The organism is Streptomyces sp. NPDC008137, assembly GCF_042957035.1.
Classification (GTDB): Bacteria; Actinomycetota; Actinomycetes; order Streptomycetales; family Streptomycetaceae; genus Streptomyces.
Map to the genome: position 1 here is coordinate 522,949 of NZ_JBIBHN010000002.1, position 24,572 is coordinate 547,520.

Sequence of the window (24,572 nt, forward strand, 5' to 3'; positions counted from 1 at the left end):
GTCCGTCAGCTGCCCTCTTCTGAACAGGAGTTCACCGATGTAGCGTCCGGCGCATGCCGAAACGCACGCGCTTCACGACCTGGAGACCGCTCGCGACGGCGGCCGCGGCCGCCCTCTTGGCCACCCTGCTCACTCCGGCCGCGGCGCAGGCCGCGCCGCGTGGGAGCGAACCCGTCTACTCGTACGACAAGGCCATCCGCGAGGCCGTCTGGGTGGACACCGGACTCGACGGCGACGGCGACGGAAGGGCCGACCGGGTCGCCGTCGACATCGTCCGCCCCCGCGAACCCGCCCGGCAGGGCCGCAAGATCCCCGTCATCATGGACGCCAGCCCGTACTACTCCTGCTGCGGGCGCGGCAACGAGAGCCAGAAGAAGACGTACGGCGCGAACGGCGACGTCGTCCAGATGCCGCTGTACTACGACAACTACTTCGTGCCCCGCGGCTACGCCTTCGTCGGCGTCGACCTGGCCGGAACCAACCGCTCCGACGGCTGCGACGATGTCGGCGGCCGCTCCGACATCCAGTCCGCGAAGGCCGTCGTCGACTGGCTGAACGGCCGCGCCAAGGCCTACACGACCCGCACCGGCAGCACCCGCGCCAAGGCCGGCTGGACCAACGGCCGCACCGGAATGATCGGCAAGAGCTGGGACGGCACCATCGCCAACGGCGTCGCCGCCACCGGGGTCAAGGGCCTGAAGACCATCGTCCCGATCAGTGCCATCTCCTCCTGGTACGACTACTACTTCCAGCAGGGCGCCCCGCTCTACGACTCCGGCCCCGAGTGGCTGTCCGACTACGTCAACAGCCCCGGCGCCCGCGAGAAGTGCGCGGCCGTCCAGCAGAAGCTCGTCGACGGCGCCCCGCGCACCGGCGACTGGACGCCGCTGTGGACCGAGCGCGACTACGTGAAGGCCGCGAAGAAGGTCAGGGCCAGCGTCTTCCTGATCCACGGCATGCAGGACCTCAACGTGCGCATGAAGCACGTCGGCCAGTGGTGGGACGCCCTCGCGAAGCACGGCGTCGAGCGCAAGATCTGGCTCTCCCAGACCGGCCACGTCGACCCCTTCGACTTCCGCCGCGCCACCTGGGTCGACACCCTGCACCGCTGGTTCGACCACGAACTCATGGGCTACGACAACGGCATCGACCGCGAGCCCATGGCGGACATCGAACGCCGTCCCGGCCAGTGGAGCACCTCCACGGTCTGGCCGCCGGCCGGCACCCGGGCCACCACCCTGCGCCCCGACCGGGGCACCCAGCCCGGCGTCGGCACCCTCGGCCCGCACCGCGGCCACGGCACCGAGACCTTCACCGACGACCCGAAGCTGAGCGAGACCGACTGGGCCGCCCGGATCGACAAGCCGACGCCGGAGAAGGCCGGGTTCGCCACCGGGCCGCTCACCCGCGACCTGCGCCTGTCCGGCTCCTCCGAGGTCACCGTCACCGCGACGCCCTCCACCCCGACGGCCCATCTCTCCGCCGTCCTGGTGGACATCGGCCCCGACACCATCCGCGACTACGCCGACGCCGGCGAAGGCATCACCACCCTCACGAACCGCACCTGCTGGGGCGCGAGCACCGCCGGCGACAGCTCCTGCTTCAAGGAGGCGAAGGCCAAGACCGCCGACGTCGACTACACGGTCGTCAGCCGCGGCTGGGCCGACCTGGGCAACCACGCCTCGAACGGCAAGGGCTCCCCGCTCACCCCCGGCAAGCGGTACTCGATCACCCTCGACCTGGCGGCGACCGACCACGTCGTCCCGAAGGGCCACCGTCTGGCGCTGATCGTCGCGGGCACCGACAAGGGCCTCATCGAGCCTCCCGCCGACACGCCGAAGCTGTCGCTCGACCTCTCCCGCACCTCGGCCGACGTGCCGTTCGTCGGCGGACCCGCCGCCTTCGCCCGCGCCACCGCGGGTGCCGCGCTCACCACGCCCGTCGCCGCGCTCCTGGACGGCGTACGGGAACCGCGCACCACCCACCGCGTCCCGGAGGGAACCCCGTGAACCGCGTCCGCGCCCTGACCCTGGCCGCCGCCCTCGCCGCCTCCCTGGTCGCCGTCCCCGCCCAGGCGGCGACGGCCACCGACGCCCCGCCGCGCACCGGCTTCGAGCGGACCGACGGCGCCCGCTGGACCACCCAGCCCGAGGAGCAGGACTTCCTCAGGGCCGTCGACCGGTCGAGCAGCCGGGTCTCCGTGACCCGCTTCGGCACGACGAAGCAGGACCGCCCGCTCCAGCTCGTCAGGATCGGCACCCGCCCGAGCCCGAACAAGGTGCTCCTCGTGTGCAGCCAGCACGGCGACGAACCCTCCGGTCGCGAAGCCTGCCTGACCACCGTCCGCGACCTCGCGTACGCCCGCGACAGCCGCACCCGGCGCTTCCTGGACCGCACCACCGTCCTCGTCGTGCCCACCGCCAACCCCGACGGCCGGGCCGCGAACACGCGCGGCAACAGCGACGGCGTCGACATCAACCGCGACCACCTCGCCCTCGAGACCGCCGAGGGCCGCGCCCTGGCCGCACTCATCCGCGACCAGCGCCCCGACATCATCTACGACCTGCACGAATACGGTGCAACACCTCAGTACTACGACAAAGCGCTCTTCGATCTGTGGCCGCGCAACCTCAACACCCACCACGCGGTCCACGGCGAGGCGAAGACCCTCTCCGAGGCCTACGTCCGACCCGCGGCGCGGCGGGCCGGCCACTCGACCGGCACCTACGGCATCTGGACCGACCCTGAAACCGGCGAACCGGTCAAGCAGGTCGCCGGAGACGGACAGGAGCGCATTCTGCGCAATATGTCCGGTATAAAGCACTCGGTCGGACTGCTCATCGAGAGCCGCGTGGACCCGCTCACCGAAGCCGAGAAGGCCGACGAGGCGCTGAACAACCGGCGCCGGGTCACCTCGCAACTGGACGCCCTCAAGGGCCTGTTCGGGTACACCGACCAGCGCCGGGGCCGCATCGAGGCCACGACGACCCAGGCCAGGCTCGCCGGCTACGGTGCCACCGGCCCGGTCTACGTCGGCGGCGCCGACAACGACGCGCCCGAACCCGCCGAGGTGATCCAGAACCCGCCCTGCGGCTACCGGCTCACCGCCGCGCAGTACGCCGAGGTCGGCGACGAACTCGCGCTGCACGGTGTGCGCGTACGCAAGGACGCCGAGGGCGTGCTCGTACCCCTGCGCCAGCCCCTGCGGGCACTCGTTCCGCTGCTGCTCGACGGGCGAGCCACCTACCACCTGACCGAGACCGAGTCCGAAACGCAATGTTGAGAGGGGTGTAATTGCGCCACACGTGGTAGGGGCGTTACGGAGGATTTACCTTCCTCCTACGTTCAATGAAAGGTGCCGCCTGTGACACACGACCGACCAAGCGAGAGCGATCCCCATGGGGGAGGCGGGCTGCCGGGTTCGGAAGCCGGTCTCCCCGGTCAGACGGGGCCCCAGACCGACCGGATCGTGTTCGGTGTCACGGCGGCGCTCACCCTCGCCTTCGTGATCTGGGGCGCCACGGCGACCGACTCGCTCGAATCCGTCTCCTCCAGCATGCTCAGCGGGCTGATGCACAACGGCGGCTGGGCGTTCATGCTCGCCGCCTCCGGCTTCGTCGTGTTCGCCCTCTGGCTCGCGGTCAGCCGTTACGGCCGTATCCACCTCGGTGCGGAGGGTGAGGAGCCCGAGTTCCGCACGGTGTCCTGGGTCGCGATGATGTTCAGCGCGGGCATGGGCATCGGCCTGATGTTCTACGGCGTGAGCGAACCGCTGTCGCACTACTCGACGGCCCCGCCGGGCACGAACCCGGCCGACTCCGGTGAACGCATGGAGACGGCCATGGCCACCACCCTGTTCCACTGGACGCTCCATCCCTGGGCGATCTACGCCGTGGTGGGCCTCGCCATCGCCTACAGCACCTTCCGCAGGCGGCGCCGCCAGACCATAAGCGCCGTCTTCACCCCGCTCATCGGCAAGAAGCACGCCAACGGCACCGCCGGCCGCGTCATCGACATCCTCGCGATCGTCGCGACCATCTTCGGCTCCGCCGCCTCCCTGGGGCTCGGCGCGCTCCAGATCGGCTCCGGAGTACAGGAGCTGGGCTGGATGGACAAGGTGAGCACCGGACTGCTCGTCGCGATCATCGCGGTGCTGACCCTGGCCTTCGTCGCGTCCGCGATCTCCGGTGTGGAGAAGGGCATCCAGTGGCTGTCCAACACCAACATGGTGCTGGCGCTGGTCCTCGCCCTGTTCGTGTTCGTGGCGGGCCCGACCATCATCGTCCTCGACCTGCTGCCGACGTCGGTCTTCGCCTACCTCGGCGACCTGCCCCAACTGGCCGGCCGTACGGAGGCCAGCGGCGGGGAGGGTGTCGCGGACTGGCTGGGCAGCTGGACCGTCTTCTACTGGGCGTGGTGGATCTCCTGGACGCCGTTCGTCGGCATGTTCATCGCCCGGATCAGCCGGGGCCGGACCATCCGGCAGTTCATCGGCGGCGTCATCCTCGTCCCCAGCACGGTCAGCCTGATCTGGTTCGCGATCTTCGGCGGCTCGGCGATGAAGATGCAGGAGGAGAACAAGCTCGGCAAGGAGGCGACCCCCGAGGGCCAGCTCTTCGACGTGCTGCAGCAGTTCCCCATCGCCACCGTCACCAGCCTGCTGGTGATGATCCTCGTCGGCATCTTCTTCGTCTCCGGCGCGGACGCGGCATCGATCGTCATGGGAACGCTCTCGCAGAAGGGCGCGCTCGAACCGGGCCGCCTGGTGGTCGTGTTCTGGGGCGTCGTCACCGGTGCCGTGGCCGCGATCATGCTGCTCGTCGGCAGCGGCTCCGGCGACGCGCTGACAGGTCTGCAGAACCTCACCATCCTCGCGGCGGCGCCGTTCGTCGTCGTGATGACCTTCATGTGCGTCGCCCTCATGCGCGACCTGCGCCGCGACCCGGTGATCGTGCGTGAGCAGATGGGTTCCGAGGCCATCGAAATGGCCGTCATGGCAGGACACGAGAAGTACGACGGCGACTTCGAGTTCCGCGTCGGCCCGGGCGTCGGCCCGGATGTCGAGGGCGACCCCATCGGCAAGCACTGACCCGAGCGCCCGCCCGCCGGATGCCCTCGACCGGGGCGTCGGAGCCCGAAAGCTCCGATGCCTTGGACGGGGGCATCCGCCGTTGAGGCCCGGGCGTTGTCGGTCGGGGCGCCTGGGGTTCCACGGCCCCGGGCGGGCCCTTGCCCGCACGCGCGCCCCCTGGCGGCTGGTGCGGCTGGGCCGGGACGATGCGGGCCGAGCGGCCCGGCCGCCTTCGCCCGACGGCGTACGCCGCCCCGGCCGCGGGCAGTCAGCCGCGCGGTGACCCGTCCCCTCAGTCGCACACCAGCCGTGCCGCTTCCTCCGCGCACCCCCACGCCACCGTGACCCCCGCGCCCCCGTGGCCGTAGTTGTGCACCAGGAGCCGGCCGTCCGGCAGGGCGTCGTGGTCCAGGCGGACCGAGGGGCGGGTGGGGCGCAGTCCCACCCGGTGTTCCAGGACCCGCGCCCCGGCGATCTCCGGCCGCAGCGCCGCGCAGCGGCGGACGATCGCCTCGGCCGTCGCCGGGTCGGGCTCCGGCGACCACGCGTCCTCCTCCGCCGTGCCGCCGAGGACGAGCCCGCCCGGCTGCGGAAACAGGTACGCGTAGTCCCCGGCCGCGTCGGTGGAGACGAGCCATGTGTCGATCCCGGGGTTCTCCACGACCACCAACTGCCCGCGTACGGGCCGCACGGACGGATCCGGCACCAGCTCCCGCGCCCCCAGCCCCGTGCAGTTGACCACCACCGGCGCGTCGGCCTCCGCGAACGAGGACACCGTACGCGCCTCGACCACCCCGCCCGCCGCCATGAACCGCTCCCGCAGCCACGGCAGATGAGCCGGCATGTCGATCAGGGGAAGCCGTGCCCGGACGCCCGTGCCCGCGTACTCCGCTGCCGTGGCCGGCCGCAGCCCCGGCACCCGCCCCGCCAGCCACCCGCCGACCTCGTCGAGACGGGTCTCGCCCAGTACCCCTTCGACCAGGCGTACGCCGGTCGGTCCGGGCCGCGCCGCCAGCTCCTCGTACACCTCCAGCGACCGCAGCGCCCACTCACGCGCGAGCCCGACCGGCTCGATCCGGTACGGCCACCACAGCGCCCCCGCGACCGCTGAGGTGGTCGCCTCGACGGCATCCCTCGTCCACAGCCGCACCCGCCGCCCGCGTTCGGCCAGCACCAGCGCGGTCGTCAGCCCGACGACCCCGCCACCGACCACCACGACCCCGTCATTTCGCTCCTCCGCCATCCCGGGACCGTAGCGGAATATGTCATGCCGTGCTCACATCACGCGCAGTATGGGGATACTCACAGCATGTGTGCCGAATACGCGACCTTCGGCCTGGCTCCCGCGATGCGGGCCGGCGGAGTCCTCCACGACGGTGGTTACCAGGTTCACCGGGACTTCGTGGACTTCATCGTCGACGGACGCCCGCTGCTGTTCCGGCTCTCCGACCTCGACGCCGTCTCCCCGCTCGCCTCCGACGTCCCGCCCGCCATCTTCACCGCACAGGTCCGCAGCCTGCTCCTGGAGAGCCCGGCACCCCTGCCCGGCGGCCGCTACGTCGTCTACGGCTGCCCCGAGTGCGAGGACCTGGCCTGCGGGGCCGTCACCGCGGTCATCCGCAGCGACGGCGAGGACTTCATCTGGCGGGACTTCGCCTGGCAGACCGACGAACACGCCGACCTCGACCTCAACGGCTACCACGGCATCGGCCCCTTCCGCTTCCGCGGCGCCGAATACCGCACAGCCCTGAACGCCCTGCTGAACGGCTCCGCCCCCGACACCCGGCGCCGCGTCCTGCTGATCGGCGCCCGCGTCGCCGTCCTGGCCAAGCTCGCCGCGGCGTTACGCACCATCGGCGTCGGCGCCGACATCGCCCACGACGCCGACGGAGTGCCCGCCGACGAACTGCGCGCCTACGGCGCCGTCGCCTTCGGCCTCGCGACCGGCGAGCGGGACCGTGCCGCCGTCCGCCGCGCCTTCGAGGAGGCCGAGGTCCCCGTCGTCTACGTCGACGGCCTCGCCCCGATCGTCCCCCTCCTCGTCGCCCAGATCGAACACGCCCTGGACCGGGGCACGGTGGCGCAGCGCCGCCTCACCGGCCTGACCGCCGCCGACGGCGGGGCCGACATCGAGGTCACCTCCGCCTGCCGGGTGACCCTCACCGCGTACCGCCTCGACCGGCTCTCCCGCAGCCACACCCACGAGATCTTCGACGGCGTCCTCGAACCGGGCCGCCATCGCATCGCCCTCGACGCCAGGGCGGTGAGGGGACGGTCCTACGTCGTGGCGCGCACCTCCGGAAGCGTCCTGGTGGCGGCGGTGACCCGCTGAGCGGCCATTAAAATCGGCGACCTGATGACTGCCACCCTCGTCGCCAAGAACCTCGCCGCCGGCCACGGCGACCGCTCCCTGTTCACCGGGCTCGACCTCGTCGTCGCGCCCGGCGATGTGATCGGCCTGGTCGGAGCCAACGGCGCCGGCAAGTCCACCCTGCTCAGGATGCTCGCCGGACTCACCGCACCCGAGCAGGGCGAACTGCGCCTGTCCCCGCCGACCGCCACCGTCGGACACCTCCCGCAGGAACCGGAGCGCCGCCCCGGCGAGACCGTCCGGGCGTTCCTGGCCCGCCGCACCGGCGTCGCCGAGGCCCAGCGGACCATGGACGAGGCGACCCAGGCCCTGGTCGACGGGGCTCCCGGCGCCGACGACGCCTACGCCACGAGCCTGGAGCGCTGGCTGGGGCTCGGCGGCGCCGACCTCGACGAACGCGCCGAGGAGGTCACCGACACCCTCGGCCTCGCGGTCGACCTGGACCAGCCGATGACGTCCCTGTCCGGCGGCCAGGCCGCCCGCGCCGGCCTCGCCTCCCTGCTGCTCTCCCGCTACGACGTCTTCCTCCTGGACGAGCCGACCAACGACCTCGACCTGGACGGCTTGGAACGCCTCGAACGCTTCGTGAGCGGCCTGCGCGCCGGCACGGTGGTCGTCAGCCACGACCGCGAGTTCCTCACCCGCACCGTCACCAAGGTCCTCGAACTCGACCTCGCCCAAGGACAGATCAACCTCTACGGCGGCGGCTACGAGGCCTACCTCGAGGAGCGGGACGTGGCCCGCCGGCACGCCCGCGACGAGTACGAGGAGTACGCCGACAAGAAGGCGGCCCTCCAGGACCGCGCTCAGACACAGCGGTCCTGGATGGACAAGGGTGTGAAGAACGCGCGCCGCAAGGCGGGCGGCGACAACGACAAGATCGGCCGCAAGTTCCGCAGCGAGGCCAGCGAGAAGCAGGCCGCGAAGGCCCGCCAGACCCAGCGCATGATCGAGCGGCTGGACGTCGTCGAGGAGCCGCGCAAGGAGTGGGAACTGCGCATGGAGATCGCGTCGGCCCCGCGCTCGGGCGCCGTCGTCGCGACCCTGCGGGACGCCGAGGTGCGCCGCGGCGACTTCGTCCTCGGCCCGGTGTCCCTGCAGATCGACTGGGCGGACCGGGTGGCGGTCACCGGCGCGAACGGCGCGGGCAAGTCCACGCTGCTCGCCGCGCTGCTCGGCCGCGTCCCGCTCGACGCCGGGCACGCCGCGCTCGGCTCCGGTGTGCTGCTCGGCGAGGTCGACCAGGCCCGCAAGCTCTTCCATGGCCAGGAGGCCCTGCTCGACGCCTTCCGCGCGGCCGTCCCGGACACCGAACCGGTCGAGGTCCGCACCCTCCTGGCCAAGTTCGGCCTCAAGTCCGAACACGTCCTGCGCCCCGCGGCGACCCTCTCCCCGGGCGAACGCACCAGAGCCGCCCTGGCACTGCTCCAGGGCCGGGGCGTCAACCTCCTCGTCCTCGACGAGCCGACCAACCACCTCGACCTGCCCGCCATCGAGCAGCTGGAGTCGGCCCTCGACGCCTACGAGGGCACCCTCCTGCTGGTCACCCACGACCGCCGCATGCTGGACGCGGTCCATGTGACGCGCCGCCTGGAGGTCGCGGACGGCAAGGTGACCGAGCGCTAGCGGCCCGTCAGACGGTTGGCGAGGGAGGGGTAGTCCACGACGTACCCCTCCTCGTCGAACTCCAGATCGCTGCGGAAGTCACCGGAGGCGAAACGGACCCGCCCGGGCCCCAGGTGCGTGTACGTCTGACGCGACGGCCGCACCGCCAGATCCGGCACCGACACCCAGGCCATCAGGAACTCCCGCTCGCCGGGCACCTGATGGAGCCCGTGCCGGAGCACCGGCATGGTGTTGGTGAGCGGGCAGAGCCCGAGATCGCAGTCGAGCGCACCTTCGACATCGGACAGCGGCTCGCCGTTCGCGGTCCATCGACCCTGACCGTCGTGGAACAGGTCGAGCGCGCGGGTCCCGGCCTCGGCCTCCGCCGTGACACTCAACCGCCGGGTCACGAAGCCTTCGGCCGTCTCCAGCTCGTACGAGATCCAGTACGGCTCGGGCACGGTACCGACGGCCCGCCCCCGGGCCCGCAGCACGCCGTCCTCCCGCTCGGCCCAAGCGGTCTCGAACCCCTGGCTCCCGGACACTTCCCAGGTGATGGCACGCATCCAGCAACCCTAGAACGGAAAGGGCGCGAAGCGCCTCTTTCCCAGGGGCGCGGGGAACTGCGCGACCAGCCACACCGGACCCGCAGCTCCCCACAACCTCCCCGGCGGAGCCGTCAGCGCTTGCCGCCCTTGGGATCCGCCAGCCCCGCGCGGCGCAACGCGTCGGCCATCGCACTGTTGGCAGGCGGCGGCGCCTGACGCGAACCACCGCCACCGCTACGGCCGCCACCACCACGCCCGCCCTGCCGCTGCTGCGGCGGACGCCCACCCCGCTGCCGGCGCTCACCGCGCTCACCGGAACCACCGCCCTGGCCCTCCGAGGCCGCCGCCTCGTCGTCCAGCCGCAGTGTCAGCGAGATCCGCTTGCGCGGGATGTCGACGTCGAGGACCTTCACCTTGACGATGTCCCCGGGCTTCACCACGTCCCGCGGGTCCTTGACGAACGTCTTCGACATCGCGGAGACGTGCACCAGACCGTCCTGGTGCACACCGACGTCGACGAACGCCCCGAAGGCCGCGACGTTCGTCACGACGCCCTCCAGGACCATTCCGGCCGCCAGGTCGGAGATCTTCTCCACGCCCTCCTGGAAAGAGGCCGTCCTGAAGCCCGGACGCGGGTCGCGGCCCGGCTTCTCCAGCTCCTTCAGGATGTCGGTGACGGTCGGCAGACCGAACGTCTCGTCCACGAAGTCCTGCGGCTTCAGCGAGCGCAGCGCACCGGTGTTGCCGATGAGCGAGGCGACTTCCTGGCCGCTGGTCTTCACCATGCGCCGCACCACCGGGTAGGCCTCCGGGTGCACGCTGGAGGCGTCCAGCGGGTCGTCACCGCCGCGGATCCGCAGGAAGCCCGCACACTGCTCGTACGCCTTGGGGCCGAGCCGCGCCACCTTCTTCAGCCCGCCCCGGGACGTGAACGGCCCGTTGGCGTCCCGGTGCGCCACGATGTTCTCCGCGAGCCCGGAGGTGATCCCCGAGACCCGGGCGAGCAGCGGGGCCGACGCCGTGTTGACGTCCACGCCCACGCCGTTCACACAGTCCTCCACCACCGCGTCCAGCGAACGCGACAGCTTCAGCTCGGACAGGTCGTGCTGGTACTGGCCGACGCCGATCGACTTCGGGTCGATCTTCACCAGCTCGGCCAGCGGGTCCTGCAGCCGACGCGCGATCGACACGGCGCCGCGCAGCGACACGTCCATGTCGGGCAGCTCCTGCGAGGCGAACGCCGACGCCGAGTACACGGACGCGCCGGCCTCGGACACCATCACCTTCGTGAGCTTCAGCTCCGGGTGCTTGCTGATCAGCTCCCCGGCGAGCTTGTCGGTCTCGCGGGACGCCGTGCCGTTGCCGATGGCGACCAGCTCGACCGCGTGCTCCTTGGCGAGCCGGGCCAGCTTGGCGACCGCCTCGTCCCAGCGGTTGGCCGGGACGTGCGGGTGGATGACGTCCGTGGCGACGACCTTGCCGGTGGCGTCCACCACGGCGACCTTCACACCCGTACGGAAGCCGGGGTCCAGGCCGAGCGTTGCGCGCGTGCCCGCCGGGGCCGCGAGCAGCAGGTCGCGCAGGTTCGCCGCGAAGACCCGCACCGCCTCGTCCTCGGCGGCCGTGCGCAGCCGCAGCCGCAGATCGATGCCGAGGTGCACGAGGACGCGGGTGCGCCACGCCCAACGAACGGTGTCCTTGAGCCACTTGTCGCCGGGCCGGCCCCGGTCGGCGATCCCGAACCGGTTCGCGATGATGCCCTCGTAGGACGACGGGCCGTCCGTGGCCTCCTCGGGCTCCAGAGCGAGCTCGAGGACCTCCTCCTTCTCGCCGCGCAGCATGGCCAGCACGCGGTGCGAGGGCAACTCGGTGAACGGCTCGGCGAAGTCGAAGTAGTCGGCGAACTTCGCCCCCGCCTCCTCCTTGCCGTCCCGCACCTTGGCGGCCAGCCGCCCGCGCACCCACATGCGCTCGCGCAGCTCGCCGATCAGATCGGCGTCCTCCGAGAACCGCTCGGTGAGGATCGCCCGGGCGCCGTCGAGGGCGGCCTGCGGGTCGGCCACGCCCTTGTCGGCGTCGACGAACGCGGCGGCCGCGGCGAGGGGCTCGACACCCGGATCGCCGAGCAGCCCCTCCGCCAGCGGCTCGAGCCCGGCCTCGCGGGCGATCTGCGCCTTGGTGCGCCGCTTGGGCTTGTAGGGGAGGTAGATGTCCTCCAGGCGCGCCTTGGTCTCGGCGCCCCGGATCCGTGCCTCCAGCTCCTCGGTGAGCTTGCCCTGCTCGCGCACCGACTCCAGGATCGCCGCCCGCCGCTCCTCCAGCTCCCGCAGATAGCGCAGCCGCTCCTCGACGGTGCGCAGCTGCGCGTCGTCGAGCATCTCGGTCGCTTCCTTGCGGTAGCGAGCGATGAAGGGCACCGTGGAACCGCCGTCGAGCAGTTCCACGGCGGCCCTGACCTGCCGCTCCCGTACGCCGAGTTCCTCGGCGATCCTGCCTTCGATGGTCCCTGCGTTGATGGACCCGTTGGGCCCGGGTGTCGTCACGATCCCGTACCGCCTTCTCCACTGAGGTTGCGCGGCAATTGTGGCAGGTGACACCGACACTCGGGGTCCAGGGCGTGGCCCCCGGCAGGTCGTCGGCCGCCCCGGTCAGGCCCTGCGGCTGCGGGTGGCGGACGAGGCCCCGCCGAAGAGCCGGGCCAGGGCCCGGAAGGGCAGGGTCACGACGGTGGCGATGGCGCCGCCGATCTGGCGCAGCACGTCTGCGATGGCACGGAACACGGTGTTTCCCCTTTCCTCTCCCGACCGCACCGGTCGGGAGAGGACGAGTACCTCAGGGACGCCTCACCATGCGTCACACCCTCAGCTCTTGCCGATCAGGTCCGCGGGGAAGGCCCCGGCCACGAACGCGGCCTGCGCGAAACCGGCGCCGAGCTCGGTCAGCCGGGACACGCCCTCCGGGCCCAGGTGCTCGTACGGGGCCCGGTCGAGCCGGTCCGTCTCCCGCTCGATCTCCTCACGCAGGGCGGCACCCCGCTCGGAGAGCTCGCCGGTCTCGTCCAGCAGCCCGCGCTCGCGCAGCCGGTCCGTCGCCGCGTCCCAGTCCTCCTGGCTCCAGCCCCGGGTGGTGAACACCCACTTCGGCGCCATGCCCTTGCCCGTCGCCGTGTGGGTCACCATCGCCTCCAGGCCGTCCAGCCCGGCGGACATCAGGGCGGCCAGATGCCCGTCGCCCCGGTCGGGGTTATGAACAGCTCGCATGTCTCAGGCCCTCTCCTGTCTCACGAACTTCCAGGTGAGGAACGACGATGATGTACATCGGACCTCGCAGGTTGTTGTCTCAGAGCACGCCAAGAACCGTATCCTGTTCGTGACCTTCGAACATGCGGCATGGCGCCGACCCGGCTGGTGCCGGTGTCGACTGGTTCGCGTTTCGCCGAGTTGCGAATTTCCGCTCTTCTCGCCGAATCAGATGAACTCCGTCGTCCGCTGTCCGCCACACCCGAGCTGATGTGGATACGACAGCGGCGCGCCACCAGCGGCAGGGGCGACTGAAGAACCGTTCTAAAGCAAGCCCTGAGCGCCGCCGGAATCGATATCCGCAAACAAAGGCCACGCACAGGGACTCGTCATCCCACCCGTCGTCTATCGGGCGTTCTCCGTATAGAAGTCCGTAGGACGGCTGAAGAAGATCAGCCTGTGCTGCTTAACCACCATGCGCTGAAAGCTGTTGCCGAAGCGGCCAACGTGCGGCCGTCAGAGCTGAAGCGGAACTTCGCAATCATCGAGAAGAGCAACGGCATTCCCGTACTGGAAACCGTGGGGCCGCTGAGGCTCGCAGCGGCAGGCCGGATGTTTCTACAGCAGGTCAGGCCGGTCCTTCGCCGCTATTCCTTCGCCCAGCCGATCTTGGGTTATCACATTGGTTGCATCAGCATCCAACAGAGATCGTCAAACGGCTGGCCTGCGCTCCAGGACCTGAGGATATCCTGCTCAATCAGTTGATCCAGTGCGCCCGGAAGCGAGGAAGGGGAAATCCCGCATTCGCGTGCCACCTGTTCTGGTTCGGCCACCCCTTGGATGTCGCCCAGGGCACAGCGAGCGGCGAGGCAGAGAGCGACGAGCCGAGGGAGAGGGGCCGAGTCCGTACGGATGCAGCAGGCACGGCGCAATGCCCAGTCGGCAGCGCGGAGTCGGTCAGGGCGCGCCGGGTGGTGCGTGAACAGGCCAGGGTCGAGAAGTTGGACTTCCACCACATGGGCCACCGTTGGGACAGTGTGCAGCCATCCCGCTTGAGCGAGCTCATGGAAGGGGTCTCTGGCATCGCCCAAGCGAAGGCTCCGGAGCAGACCCAGGGGAAGGCGCACTTGGCCGGCACCGCTCATGCGTAGAGCACACTGAAGCGCGATGAGCCGCGCGGCTGCTCCAGTGTCGGGAGGGAGCGCGGACGCAAGATAGCTGAGCATCTCTCGTACCCGCGTTTGGCTTTCGGGTCCTTTGGGGCGGCGTCGCCTGCGGTTGGCCGTCTTCCGCTCCGACGCCGAAACCTCAACGGTCAGGTTTGTTTCGGGGATCACTGCGGCCTCATCGGTGGCAGCCGCGCATGCTCTGCATGTATCACTGAGCCGCCAGATCCGACCGCCGCGCTCGCGTGCGAGCAGGAGTCCGATGGGGCCCTGGCATCCCCGATGGCGGCGGTGCCAGCAGCAGCCCCGCTCGTGGCACTGACATGTCCGCAGATGCGTGGGCAGCGGGGCTCGGCGCGCGTGCAGAGCCAGATGGGCCAGGAGCTCGGCTCGAGCTGACAGGCCATTGAGTAGTCGGCCACTGTGGGCGCAGTGCTGGCACACGAGGACCGGCCCGCCAGGCTGCGGGCGCAGTTCCACTGTCCAAGTGCGCCGTACTTCGGGGTGGGCGAAGCGGGGCCTCATGGCAGGCGCCTTCCTCCTGTCGTTTCCGCGCCGACCCCCGTCGGGCTGCGATCGGCGGCACACGGTAGTGCAGACCCCTGCCCTTTGCTGAAGTGGTGACGGATGGGATTTAGGGCAGAGGTCTGCACTGACAGGGCAGGTGTCTGCACCGTCGGATGGTCGGGTGACGATCTTCCCGCCCGATCCGGACTTCGAGGCTCTGCGTCTGGAGCTGGCCCGGCTGCGTGCGGCGCGGGGATGGACCTATGACGAGCTCGCAGACCGAAGCGGCCTGGCCAGAAGGACGCTCATCGAGATCGAGCAAGGTCGCACGATCGGCACCCTGAAGTCGTGGCACGCCCTCGCTCATGCCCTGGGCACGCCCCTCGATGAACTCTTTGGCGCTCTTTGCGGCGGGCACGAACCCCCTCGGTCAGCGAGCGGCTGACGGTGCGTGCGAGCCAGGGACGCATTCACCCGATCCGGCAGGTCGATGCGCACGTTTGAGCGTTTACTCGAATGCGCGTCGCCCCGGATTGGGCCGTTCGGCGGATGTCCACGACCCTGACACTGCTTGTACGGCGTGCGGCCTGGCATCTTCCCGCCCATGCACCCTTCATCCGCAGGCCGGCACAGAGACTCCAGCCCTGCCCTTGCCTACCGGCGACGCTCGTTGCGTATCGATCCCGACAGCCCGACCCGGCTACTGCGCTGCGCTCAGCGCGGTCGTTGCCGCGACTGCGGCAACGATGTCGAGTGGTACCACCGAGTCCGCGACCGCCCTGTCTGCCTGCATCCCCATGAACTGTCGGCAGCTGAGGTGCCCGCCGAGTTCCGCTGGCACGTCAGCTCCGGCCTTGCCCATCCGGCCGGGGACGGCAGCGCCTGGTGCCGACTGGCCCATGCTCTCGTCTGCCCGAACGGTGAGGTCGGCACCCTCCTCGTCCCCACCCTGACAAGGCTGCGCCGGGCGCTGGCCGTGAACTCGCGCCGCCTGACCGACGCCGGCGTCTTCACACCGGCCGCACCGCAAGACCGTTCTGCGCGGCAGTCGGAGGGTTCCTGCCGACCCGCCAGACCTGTCGTCCAACTCCTGTACGTGCGCTACCTGGCCGCTCGACCTGTGGACGAGATCCAATGTGTGGCCCAGGCGCGGCAGCGTGACAGATGCACCCACACGGTGCTGGCTCCGGATGGCCCGGCCGGTGTCTGGAAGCTGGTTCCCGCAACGACTGCTCAAGGTCAACTGGCACTGCCTGCTGAGGTGATGGCTCTCTACGATCTGTCTTCCCTGCCCTACACCGAGCAGCTGCGCTGGCGCACGCAGCGCTGCACTTGGCACGCGGCTGCCCCGACCGCGGCGGACCTGGCGCTGACGGACTGGGATCCCTTCGCCCCCCTCATCCACCACGAATACACGCACCCTCGGCTCCCGACCCACCCTCGTCGGCCGCGCCCCGGCGGCGATGCGCGAAAGGCGGCGCGGCCGTGAGACGAGAGCACGCCGTGGAGATCGTTCTGACCCGGTCGGCCACACGCAGAGAACTTCACCGCGCTTGTCGCGCCGTGCCCCTCGCGGCGAACGCCGACCGCACCCGGCTGATGACCGTACGTCCGGCAAAGTCGCCGGGGCATGCCTTGCGGTCGCTCCGCCATGAACTCGATCGACTCCTGCCCATCGACGTGCTGACCACCCACTACCCCGATGCGTCGGGCAAGGTCCTGATCAACCTTGTCCTCACTCGGGCCACATGCTCGGTGATCAAGCGGGCCGCGGCGGTTCACGGTCAGAAGCCCGCAGAGTTCGTCGCTCAGACCGTCAGCGCAGCCGTCGAGCGCGACAAGCGGGACCGTGCCCAGCAATTGGCCGTGCAGCTCCGGCGCCTCCTCGTCCATCACGCCCCCGAAGACGTGCTTACCTGCACGGCCCGCATCCTCCTCGACCGCCAGCACTTCACGTCGCCTACCCAGTGCGATGCCGATGGTTCCCGACCGAGCAGCAGTTCCCACACGACCCCTTGACTCCTCCCCACTGCGGAGCCCTCATTGCACACTCCCACCGACGAACAGACCAACGCCATCGACACCTTCCGCGCGGGTCACCATGTGGTGCTGCAAGCCGGTGCCGGCACCGGCAAGACCAGCACGCTGTGCCTCCTGGCCGCGAGTACCAATCGACGTGGCCGCTACGTCGCGTTCAACAAGGACATCGCGGTCGATGCCGCCGCTCGATTCCCACGCTCCGTACTGTGCAAGACCGCGCACGCCACGGCCTACGCAGCCGTCGGCCACCGCTTCGCCGGTCGCCTCAGCAGCCCTCGCCAGCCCGCATGGCGCATCGGGCAGGCCCTCGGCGTCAGATCGTCCATCCGTATCGGTGATCACGAGATCAGCCACAGAACCCTGTCTCATTCCGTGCTGCGCACGGTCACCCGCTTCTGCCACTCCGCCGACAACGCTCTGGCAACCCATCACGTACCAGCCCTGCGGCGGCTCGGAACACCGGCCGAGCGGGCCCAACTCGCCGACGCAGTCATGCCGTTCGCTGAAAAGGCGTGGACCGATCTGCAGAATCCCGAGCGAGGTGAGGTGCGCTTCGAGCACGACCACTACCTGAAGATCTGGGCCCTGACCGAACCGAAGATCGACGCCGACTTCCTTTTCCTCGACGAAGCCCAGGACACCAACCCGGCCCTCGAGCAGGTCTTCGCCGCTCAACGAGGCCACGCGCAACTGGTGATGGTCGGCGACTCCGCTCAGGCCATCTACGGGTGGCGAGGCGCGCGGGATGTGATGACAGGCTTCGACGCCACCCACCTCACCTTGACCCGCTCCTTCCGCTTCGGCCCTCTCCTGGCTGAAGAGGCCAACCGGTGGCTTGCCTTCACCGACGCGCCGATCCGGCTGACCGGCACCGACACCATTTCCACGCAGGTCGGCCGGGTCACCTGTCCGGACGCGGTGCTGTGCCGCACCAATATCGGTGCCATGACCGAAGTCATGCGGCAGTTGGAAACTGGCCGTCGGGTGGCGCTGACCAGAGGTGGACAGGCCCTCACGGCGCTGGCGCTCGCCGCTCGGGACCTCAAAGAGGGCCGTCGTACCTCCCATCCCGAGCTTGTTCTCTTCACCTCCTGGGGCGAGCTGCAGGACTACGCGGAACACGACCCCGCTGGCCGAGACCTCCAGCCATTTGTTGAACTCATCGACGACCACGGCCCCGAAGCCATCATCGCCGCCGTTGACGCACTGACCGACGAAACCAATGCAGAGGTCACCATCTCCACCGCCCACAAAGCAAAGGGCCGGGAATGGCCCAAAGTCAGAATCGCCGACGACTTTCCCCCGCCGCCGGACAGCGACCAACAGGACGCCAGCGGCCGCCCCATCCCGGAACCTGTCAGCGATACCGACGCACGCCTCGCATACGTCGCGGTCACTCGCGCCCGGCGACAACTGGACCTCGGGGGACTTTCGTGGATCGAGGACCATACGGCTGCCCTCACCGGCAGGTGACACCCAACGAGCGGGCCTCCTCCCGTGTGCAGAATCCGGCGTACAGCCCTGCTCGTCTGCCGTGCTCAATTTCCGCAGGTCAGAGGCCATGTTTACTCGATGAATAAACCGTCGGGCTCGAATTCGGGGCGAATCCGAGCCGCGGGTATCGTCGTTTCTGTCTGCCGTCCACGCTGCATATTCGGACATTCCGGGTGGCAAGCGCGGTCCCGTGCCGCTCAGCGGCAGACATCTCGGACTCCGAAGCAGTCTGAAGAACACGTACGAGCTGCCTCCTTGCTGACGCCGCTCGGTTGGGGTGCGGCGCGCGGATGGCCGCCCGGCAGTGCGGCGTGTCGAGACGGTCCTCGACCGCAGCAGAACGATCAACACCAGGCACTCCGCCCCCGGGGTCCGATCGCAGGTTGGCCGCACCCGCCCGTGATCGTGCGAGTGGGCCAGGGCGACGACGGCGGCCGCGACGACGAACTCCTCGCGGCCGCCGTGCCCGCTGCCGATGAGCGCTGGCGGAGGGCAAGACGGGACGGGAGCTGCCGGTCGGGCGGTCAGCCGTGGGGACCCATCCCGCGCAGAAACGTGTCGACGACGAGTGTTGCCAGTGCGTCCGCGTTCTGCCGGACCTGGTCCGGGTCGAGATCCGCGCCGCCTCCGTGCTGAGCCTCGTCGACGAGGGCGTAGTAGACCCGCCGCGCCCACATGAGGTCCGTGTCGGGGGCGAGGAGCCCTTCGCGCTGGGCTCGGGCGAAGAACTCGAGGGCACCGGCGTTGACCTCGGACCAGATCACCGCCGTGAGAGGGGAGTCGGCGAGGGGGTGGCCGAGGGTGAACGGCCAGGCGCTCTTGATCCGCAGTACGTTCGCCGTGACGCGGTGGAGTGCCACGAGCGGCGGGGCGGTGTCCATGTGGGCGTCTTCTACGCCCTCCAAGAGCTGTCGCTTCGCCGAGGCTGCGAGTGCTTCGATGAGGGCCTGGCGGTTGGCGAACCGCCGGTGCACGGTCGTTCTGGCCACTCCTGCCTCCTCCGCGATCTGCTCCATCGAGGCCGCGGGGTCCTTGGCGAGGACCTGCTCGGCCGCCCCCAGGATCGCGCGCACGGTGCGCGCGGCATCGGCCCGCAGGGGTCGGCCCATGACGTATCCACTCCCGTTGTTGATTCGTGATGCACGGAAGACCCTACGCCTGACCTGCGGATTTGTACTGATTTGCATCACTGTTGATGCATGGAAAAGTAAAGTTGCGACAAGAGTGATGCGAGTAAGAGGTCGAACTGCTACGTTCCTGTTTTAGATCATGGACCTCCTCTCATGATTCGGCTCCCCGGTCGGCGGTTTCCGAAGTCCGCGGAGCGGAGTCCCTCTGGTCCTGGCCCTATGTGCCTGATGGCCCCCCATGAAAACGAGCCCTCGGGTGAACCGGAGGAATGACACGGTGGAGATCGAGCTGCGGATCAACGGGTCCGCCCGGAGGCTGGACGTCGCGCCGCAGGTGAGCCTGCTCGACGCGCTGCGTGAGTACCTGGGCCTGACCGGTACCAAGAAAGGCTGCGACCAAGGTGCGTGCGGTGCCTGCACGGTGTTGGTCGACGGCCGGCGGATCAACGCCTGCCTCGCGCTGGCGGTGCAGTACCAGGGCCGTGAGATCACCACCATCGAAGGGGTCGACCACCCGTTGCAGGCGGCGTTCGTCCGCACGGACGGGTTCCAGTGCGGCTACTGCACGCCGGGTCAGATCTGTTCGGCGATCGGGATGCTCACCGAACACAAGGAAGGCGCGCCCAGCGCGGCCACCGAGCACCTCGCCGACACCGGCGGGGAGCTGGACGAGACGGAGATCCGGGAACGGATGAGCGGCAACCTGTGCCGCTGCGGCGCCTACAACGGCATCGTCTCGGCGATCAAGGAGGTCGCGAAGTGAAGTCGTTCTCCTACCTCAGCGCCCCGGACGTGGGCACGGCGCTGCGCACGGTCGCGGACGGCGAGGACGTGAAATTCCTCGCGGGCGGGACGAACCTCGTCGACCTCATGCGTGAGGGCATCGAACACCCGGCGACGGTCGTGGATATCACCCGCCTGCCGCTGACCGGGATCGAGGAACTCCCCGACGGCACCATCCGCGTCGGCGCACTGGTGTCCAACAGTCGGCTCGCCGCGGACCCCCTCATCAGGACCCGCTATCCGGTCCTGGCCAAGGCGATCCTGCTGGGAGCCTCGGCCCAGCTGCGGAACATGGCGACCGTCGGCGGGAACCTCCTGCAGCGCACCCGCTGCATGTACTTCTACGACGAGGCATCCGCCTGCAACAAGCGTGTGCCCGGCAGTGGTTGTGACGCGATCGGCGGGTTCTCCCGCGGCAGCGCGGTCCTGGGGTCGAGCGAGCACTGCATCGCGACGCATCCCTCGGACATGGCGGTGGCGCTGGTGATGCTCGACGCCGTCGTCGAGGTGGAGAGCGTGCGCGGCATCCGGCGTATCCCGGTCGCCGACTTCCACCAGCTGCCCGGCGACACCCCCCACATCGAGACAGTCCTCGCCCCCGACGAACTGATCACGGCCATCGAGCTGCCGCCGGTTCCGGTCGCGACCCACTCGCGCTACCGCAAGGTCCGCGACCGCGCGTCCTACGCCTTCGCCCTCGTCTCCGTCGCCGCCGCGCTCGCTGTCAAGGACGGTGTGGTCACCGACGTTCGCCTCGCACTCGGCGGGGTCGCGACCAAGCCGTGGCGGGCACGCGTTGCGGAAGAGCTGCTGCTCGGCGCCGAAGCCACCGACGAGAACTTCGCCAGGGCCGCCGCCGCGGAACTCGCCCCCGCCCTGCCCCAGTCCGACAACGCCTTCAAGATCGACCTGGCCCAGCGGACGGTCGTGGCCGTGCTGCGGACACTCAACGCCGAGCGGAGCGCATCGTGACCACACGCACCTGGACAGGCTCCGACCCCGGCGCGGACGCTTCCGTACCCGTGGGGAGAGCGGTCGGACAGCCGGTGGACCGCCGAGACGGCCACGCGAAGGTGACCGGGGCGGTGCGGTTCTCCGCCGAGCACCACTACCCGAACCTCACGTACGCGAAGCTGGTCCATGCCACCGTCGCCCGTGGCACGATCACCGGCATCGACACGGCCGCGGCGGCCGCGGTGCCCGGCGTCCTGGCGGTCCTCACCCACCTCAACGCGCCAAGGATCAAACCACCCCGCAAACTCAACATCGTGCTGAACCTGGGACCCGACGTCTCGGGAACCGACGTCGACTATCTCAACACCGATCAGGTCTTCTGGGACGGCCAGCCGATCGCCGTCGTGATCGCGGAGACCTCCGCGGCGGCGAACGAGGCGGCCCCCCTTGTCGAAGCGACCTACGACCTGCTGCCCGCGCGCGTGGACTTCGCCATCGAGCAGTCCAACGCCACCCCGGCGAAGGGCGACCTCACTTTCGCCGGCATGAAGAAGAAGGGCGACGCCGAGGCGGCGCTGGCCGCTGCGGAGGTGTCGCTCGACCTGCGCTACACCACGCCCGGCCTGCAGCACAACGCGATCGAGCCGCACGCGACGGTCGCCGTCTGGGACGGTGACCACCTCACGGTGCACGACACCACCCAGTCCATCCACCAGACCAGCCACTACCTGGCCTGGCGGTTCGGTGTGCCGGCGTCCCACGTCCGTGTCCGTGCCGAGTTCCTAGGGGGCGGCTTCGGCGGAAAGTTCGCCGTCTGGCCGGGCACGGTTATCACGGCGATGGCGGCGAAGGCTGTCGGGCGGCCCGTGCGCCTGGCACTGAGCCGCACGGCCGTCAACCGCGCCACCGGTGGACGCACCGCCTCGACCAACCGGATCGCGCTCGGCGCGACCCGCGACGGCCGGCTCACCTCGCTGATCCAAGACAGCATCACCCGCACCGGCTCGGCCGGAGGCCTGCTCGAGGCGACCAGCTCACCGGCCCGGCACCTCTACGGCGCAGAGAACATGCTGACCCGGCAGAACCTCGTCGCCATGGATCTGATGCCCAACACCTGGCTGCGCGCCCCCGGCGAGGCGATCGGCAGCTTCGTACTGGAATCCGCCATGGACGAACTTGCCTACGAGCTGTCCATGGACCCGATCGCCTTGCGGCTGCGCAACGAGCCCACAAAGGATCCGACGGGCGGCAAGAAGTTCTCCCAGCGCATGCAGCGTGAAGCCTTCGAGAGGGGTGCCGAACGCTTCGGCTGGGCGGACCGCGATCCCGAACCCCGCTCCATGCGTGACGGTGAGTGGCTCGTCGGCATGGGCACGGCCGCCGCCTTCCACCCGACCCTTCGCCTGGTCGCCGACGTCAAGGTACGACTGAGCGACGACGGCAGTGTGCTCGTGCAGTGCGGTTTCCACGAGATGGGCATGGGGGCCGCGACCGTACAGGCACAGATCGCCGCGGACGCGCTCGGCATCGCGTTCGAGAAGGTCCACGTCGAGTACGGCGATTCGGCCCTGCCGACCGGCCCGATGGCCGGCAACTCCAACCAAACGGCGACGGTCGCCACCAGCCTCCTCGCTGCGTGCGCCGAGCTGAACCGCAAGGTGAGTGCCCTGGCCCGCCGTACGGGCACGAGCGGTCAGGAACCGGCAGCCGCCCTGTGGGCAGCGGGCACCCCGGTCCTGGAGGCCTCGGTCGGGTCGGACACCCGGCTGGGTGCGCTGGGCAGTCAGGGCCGCTTCCTGACCAACTTCCTGAAGGACCAGCGCTGGTCCAAGGCGGCCCGTGGCGCGCAGTTCTGCGAGGTGCGGGTGAACGCCGACACCGGCGAACTGCGGATCTCACGCTGGCTCGGCATGTTCGACGTCGGCCACATCATCAACCCCAAGACCGCCGCCAGCCAGCTCCGCGGGGCCGTGGTCACGGGCATCGGCATGGCGCTGTCGGAGCAGAGCCTGATCGACCCACGCAACGGACGCACCATGAGCGCCGGCCTCGACTCCTACTACCTGCCCGTCCACGCCGACATCCCCCCGATCGACGTCGCCTGGCTCGACGAACCGGACAAGACGATGCCGCTGGGAATCATCGGGCTGGGCGAGGTCGGCACGACCGGCGTGGCGGCCGCGATCGCGAACGCCGTGTATCACGCGACGGGCAAGCGGATCCGGGACCTGCCGATCACGCTGGACAAGCTGCTCTGACGCCGGCCCGGTCTGCGCACCGCGACACGACGAGAAAGCAACTCCCATGCTGGACATCGCTGACGAGCTGAACCGATGGCTTGAGGAGGGTCGGGAGTTCGCGGTGGCCACGGTCGTGGCCGTGGGCGGCAGCGCACCGCGCGGGCCGGGCGCCGCGCTCGCCGTCGACGCCGACGGCACGGCCGTCGGCTCGGTGTCGGGCGGTTGTGTGGAAGGCGCGGTCTACGAGCTGTGCATGCAGGCGCTCGTCGACGGCGAGACGGTGCGCGAGCGGTTCGGCTACAGCGACGAGGACGCCTTCGCCGTCGGGCTGACCTGCGGCGGTGTCCTCGACATCCTGGTCACCCCGGTGCCCGCCGGCGGACCCGGTAGGAAGACACTCCAGACGGCGCTGTCGGCTGCCGCCCGGGGCGAGGCGGTGGCACTTGCCCGCGTGGTGCGCGGCCGGGCAGAGCTTCTGGGACGGGCGCTGGCGGTCCGTCACGACGGCTCCTTCGAAGGCGGACTCGGCGGACACCCGGACCTGGACCGCGCCGCCGTCGACGAAACCTGCTCCCTGCTTGACGTCGGCCGCACGGGCACCTTCGAGATCGCTCAGGACGGATCTCACTGCGAGACCGGCCTGACCGTGCTCGTCGAGTCGAGCGTGCCGCCGCCCCGCATGCTCGTCTTCGGCGCCATCGACTTCGCCGCGGCCCTGGTACGCGTGGGCAAGTTCCTCGGCTACCACGTCACCGTGTGCGACGCCCGCCCCGTCTTTGCCACCCGGACCCGCTTTCCCGAGGCCGACGACATCGTCGTCGACTGGCCGCACCGCTACCTCCACCGGACCCCGACCGACGGCCGCACCGTGGTGTGCGTCCTCACCCACGACGCCAAGTTCGACGTACCCCTCCTGGAGACGGCCCTGCGACTGCCCGCCGCCTACATCGGCGCGATGGGCTCCCGCCGCGCCCACGAGGACCGCGACCGCCGGCTCCGCGAAATCGGCCTGACCGACTCTGAACTGACCCGCCTGCACTCACCGATCGGCCTCGATCTCGGCGCCCGTACGCCCGAGGAGACCGCCCTGTCCATCGCCGCCGAGATCGTCGCCGTCCGCCACGGCGGTACAGGCCTGCCCCTGAGCGAGTCACACACGCCGATCCATCACGACGCCGAAGCCCGCCGACTGGGGGTGATCAGCGCGAGTGATCAAGACGGGGCCTTCCCGGGGACGGCGGTGGTCGATTTGAATAACGAAAACGATCGGTTTACTACTTACGGGAAACCGGTCGGTTTCCCTTCAGGGGGCGGCCGAGGCCGTGATCCACGGTTGCCTTCGCGTGCTGAAGGGTTTTGAGTCTGCAGGTTCCCGGTCCGGCGATGGTGCCGTCCGGTCTTCTCCCGATGTAACTGTGTTGTCC

General features: G+C 69.9%; 19 protein-coding genes and 1 pseudogene. 14 read left to right on the forward strand and 6 right to left on the reverse strand.

Annotated elements, in window-relative coordinates; translation table 11 throughout:
• Nucleotides 1–53 precede the first annotated feature (53 nt).
• The 3 genes from ACFZBT_RS05885 to ACFZBT_RS05895 all read left to right on the forward strand — a co-directional run bounded on the left by ACFZBT_RS05885 (nt 54) and on the right by ACFZBT_RS05895 (nt 5,089).
• On the forward strand, nt 54–2,009 hold the full coding sequence (locus tag ACFZBT_RS05885; RefSeq protein WP_391098792.1) for a Xaa-Pro dipeptidyl-peptidase: 1,956 nt from the start codon (nt 54–56) through the stop codon (nt 2,007–2,009).
• A complete protein-coding gene (locus ACFZBT_RS05890) occupies nt 2,006–3,283 on the forward strand; it encodes a M14 family zinc carboxypeptidase (RefSeq protein WP_391098795.1) in 1,278 nt (425 codons plus the stop codon). The genes ACFZBT_RS05885 and ACFZBT_RS05890 overlap by 4 nt, the downstream gene beginning before the upstream one ends.
• Nucleotides 3,284–3,364: 81 nt before the next feature.
• On the forward strand, nt 3,365–5,089 hold the full coding sequence (locus tag ACFZBT_RS05895) for a BCCT family transporter (protein WP_391098798.1): 1,725 nt from the start codon (nt 3,365–3,367) through the stop codon (nt 5,087–5,089).
• Nucleotides 5,090–5,363: 274 nt separating this feature from the next.
• Here the strand turns inward: ACFZBT_RS05895 and ACFZBT_RS05900 are convergent, their stop codons facing one another.
• Nucleotides 5,364–6,314: an FAD-dependent oxidoreductase gene (locus tag ACFZBT_RS05900; protein ID WP_391098801.1), complete on the reverse strand. Its 951-nt coding sequence runs from the start codon at nt 6,312–6,314 to the stop codon at nt 5,364–5,366.
• A gap of 66 nt (nt 6,315–6,380) precedes the next feature.
• On the opposite strand from ACFZBT_RS05900, the gene ACFZBT_RS05905 reads away from it, so the two are divergent.
• Together ACFZBT_RS05905 and ACFZBT_RS05910 are read left to right on the forward strand one after the other, a co-directional pair.
• The gene (locus ACFZBT_RS05905; RefSeq protein ID WP_391098804.1) at nt 6,381–7,403 is read left to right on the forward strand and encodes an oxidoreductase; all 1,023 of its coding nucleotides are present in this window, start codon (nt 6,381–6,383) and stop codon (nt 7,401–7,403) included.
• Between the two features lie 24 nt (nt 7,404–7,427).
• Nucleotides 7,428–9,068 (forward strand): ATP-binding cassette domain-containing protein, encoded by a 1,641-nt coding sequence (locus tag ACFZBT_RS05910; RefSeq protein WP_391098807.1) that lies wholly within the window; start codon nt 7,428–7,430, stop codon nt 9,066–9,068.
• Here the strand turns inward: ACFZBT_RS05910 and ACFZBT_RS05915 are convergent.
• From ACFZBT_RS05915 to ACFZBT_RS05930, 4 genes and pseudogenes are all read right to left on the reverse strand, one after another.
• Nucleotides 9,065–9,613, reverse strand: coding sequence for a putative glycolipid-binding domain-containing protein (locus ACFZBT_RS05915; protein ID WP_391098809.1), 549 nt, complete (start codon nt 9,611–9,613; stop codon nt 9,065–9,067). The two genes, ACFZBT_RS05910 and ACFZBT_RS05915, sit on opposite strands and share 4 nt — an antisense overlap.
• Nucleotides 9,614–9,726: 113 nt before the next feature.
• Nucleotides 9,727–12,138 (reverse strand): Tex-like N-terminal domain-containing protein, encoded by a 2,412-nt coding sequence (locus ACFZBT_RS05920; protein WP_391098812.1) that lies wholly within the window; start codon nt 12,136–12,138, stop codon nt 9,727–9,729.
• A 105-nt stretch (nt 12,139–12,243) separates the two neighbouring features.
• Complete coding sequence (locus ACFZBT_RS05925) at nt 12,244–12,375, reverse strand: LPFR motif small protein (RefSeq protein WP_276327110.1); 132 nt, start codon at nt 12,373–12,375, stop codon at nt 12,244–12,246.
• A gap of 81 nt (nt 12,376–12,456) precedes the next feature.
• A pseudogene (locus ACFZBT_RS05930) lies at nt 12,457–12,831 on the reverse strand (hypothetical protein); the annotation flags it as partial.
• Nucleotides 12,832–13,293: 462 nt separating this feature from the next.
• Here ACFZBT_RS05930 and ACFZBT_RS05935 point away from each other — a divergent pair.
• The 5 genes from ACFZBT_RS05935 (at nt 13,294) to ACFZBT_RS05955 (ending at nt 18,020) form a co-directional block, all read left to right on the forward strand.
• A complete protein-coding gene (locus ACFZBT_RS05935) occupies nt 13,294–13,599 on the forward strand; it encodes a hypothetical protein (protein WP_391098815.1) in 306 nt (101 codons plus the stop codon).
• Nucleotides 13,600–14,688: 1,089 nt separating this feature from the next.
• Nucleotides 14,689–14,952 carry a helix-turn-helix domain-containing protein gene (locus ACFZBT_RS05940; RefSeq protein WP_391098817.1) on the forward strand — a complete coding sequence of 88 codons (264 nt, stop codon included), beginning with the start codon at nt 14,689–14,691 and terminating at the stop codon, nt 14,950–14,952.
• 225 nt (nt 14,953–15,177) lie between these two features.
• Nucleotides 15,178–15,996, forward strand: a complete 819-nt coding sequence (locus ACFZBT_RS05945) for a DUF6083 domain-containing protein (protein ID WP_391098819.1) — start codon at nt 15,178–15,180, stop codon at nt 15,994–15,996.
• Nucleotides 15,997–16,010: 14 nt separating this feature from the next.
• Nucleotides 16,011–16,526: a hypothetical protein gene (locus ACFZBT_RS05950; RefSeq protein WP_391098821.1), complete on the forward strand. Its 516-nt coding sequence runs from the start codon at nt 16,011–16,013 to the stop codon at nt 16,524–16,526.
• A gap of 24 nt (nt 16,527–16,550) precedes the next feature.
• Nucleotides 16,551–18,020, forward strand: coding sequence for a UvrD-helicase domain-containing protein (locus tag ACFZBT_RS05955; protein ID WP_391098823.1), 1,470 nt, complete (start codon nt 16,551–16,553; stop codon nt 18,018–18,020).
• A 545-nt stretch (nt 18,021–18,565) separates the two neighbouring features.
• Here the strand turns inward: ACFZBT_RS05955 and ACFZBT_RS05960 are convergent.
• Nucleotides 18,566–19,150: a TetR family transcriptional regulator gene (locus tag ACFZBT_RS05960; RefSeq protein WP_391098826.1), complete on the reverse strand. Its 585-nt coding sequence runs from the start codon at nt 19,148–19,150 to the stop codon at nt 18,566–18,568.
• A 259-nt stretch (nt 19,151–19,409) separates the two neighbouring features.
• Between ACFZBT_RS05960 and ACFZBT_RS05965 the strand changes: the two genes are divergently transcribed.
• The 4 genes from ACFZBT_RS05965 to ACFZBT_RS05980 are packed head-to-tail and all read left to right on the forward strand — an operon-like array spanning nt 19,410 to nt 24,508.
• The gene (locus ACFZBT_RS05965; RefSeq protein WP_391098828.1) at nt 19,410–19,934 is read left to right on the forward strand and encodes a 2Fe-2S iron-sulfur cluster-binding protein; all 525 of its coding nucleotides are present in this window, start codon (nt 19,410–19,412) and stop codon (nt 19,932–19,934) included.
• Entirely contained in the window at nt 19,931–20,926 is a 996-nt protein-coding gene (locus ACFZBT_RS05970; RefSeq protein WP_391098831.1) for an FAD binding domain-containing protein, read from the forward strand. The genes ACFZBT_RS05965 and ACFZBT_RS05970 overlap by 4 nt, the downstream gene beginning before the upstream one ends.
• The gene (locus ACFZBT_RS05975; RefSeq protein ID WP_391098833.1) at nt 20,923–23,166 is read left to right on the forward strand and encodes a molybdopterin cofactor-binding domain-containing protein; all 2,244 of its coding nucleotides are present in this window, start codon (nt 20,923–20,925) and stop codon (nt 23,164–23,166) included. The genes ACFZBT_RS05970 and ACFZBT_RS05975 overlap by 4 nt, the downstream gene beginning before the upstream one ends.
• Before the next feature lie 46 nt (nt 23,167–23,212).
• The gene (locus ACFZBT_RS05980) at nt 23,213–24,508 is read left to right on the forward strand and encodes an XdhC family protein (RefSeq protein ID WP_391098835.1); all 1,296 of its coding nucleotides are present in this window, start codon (nt 23,213–23,215) and stop codon (nt 24,506–24,508) included.
• Nucleotides 24,509–24,572 lie beyond the last annotated feature (64 nt).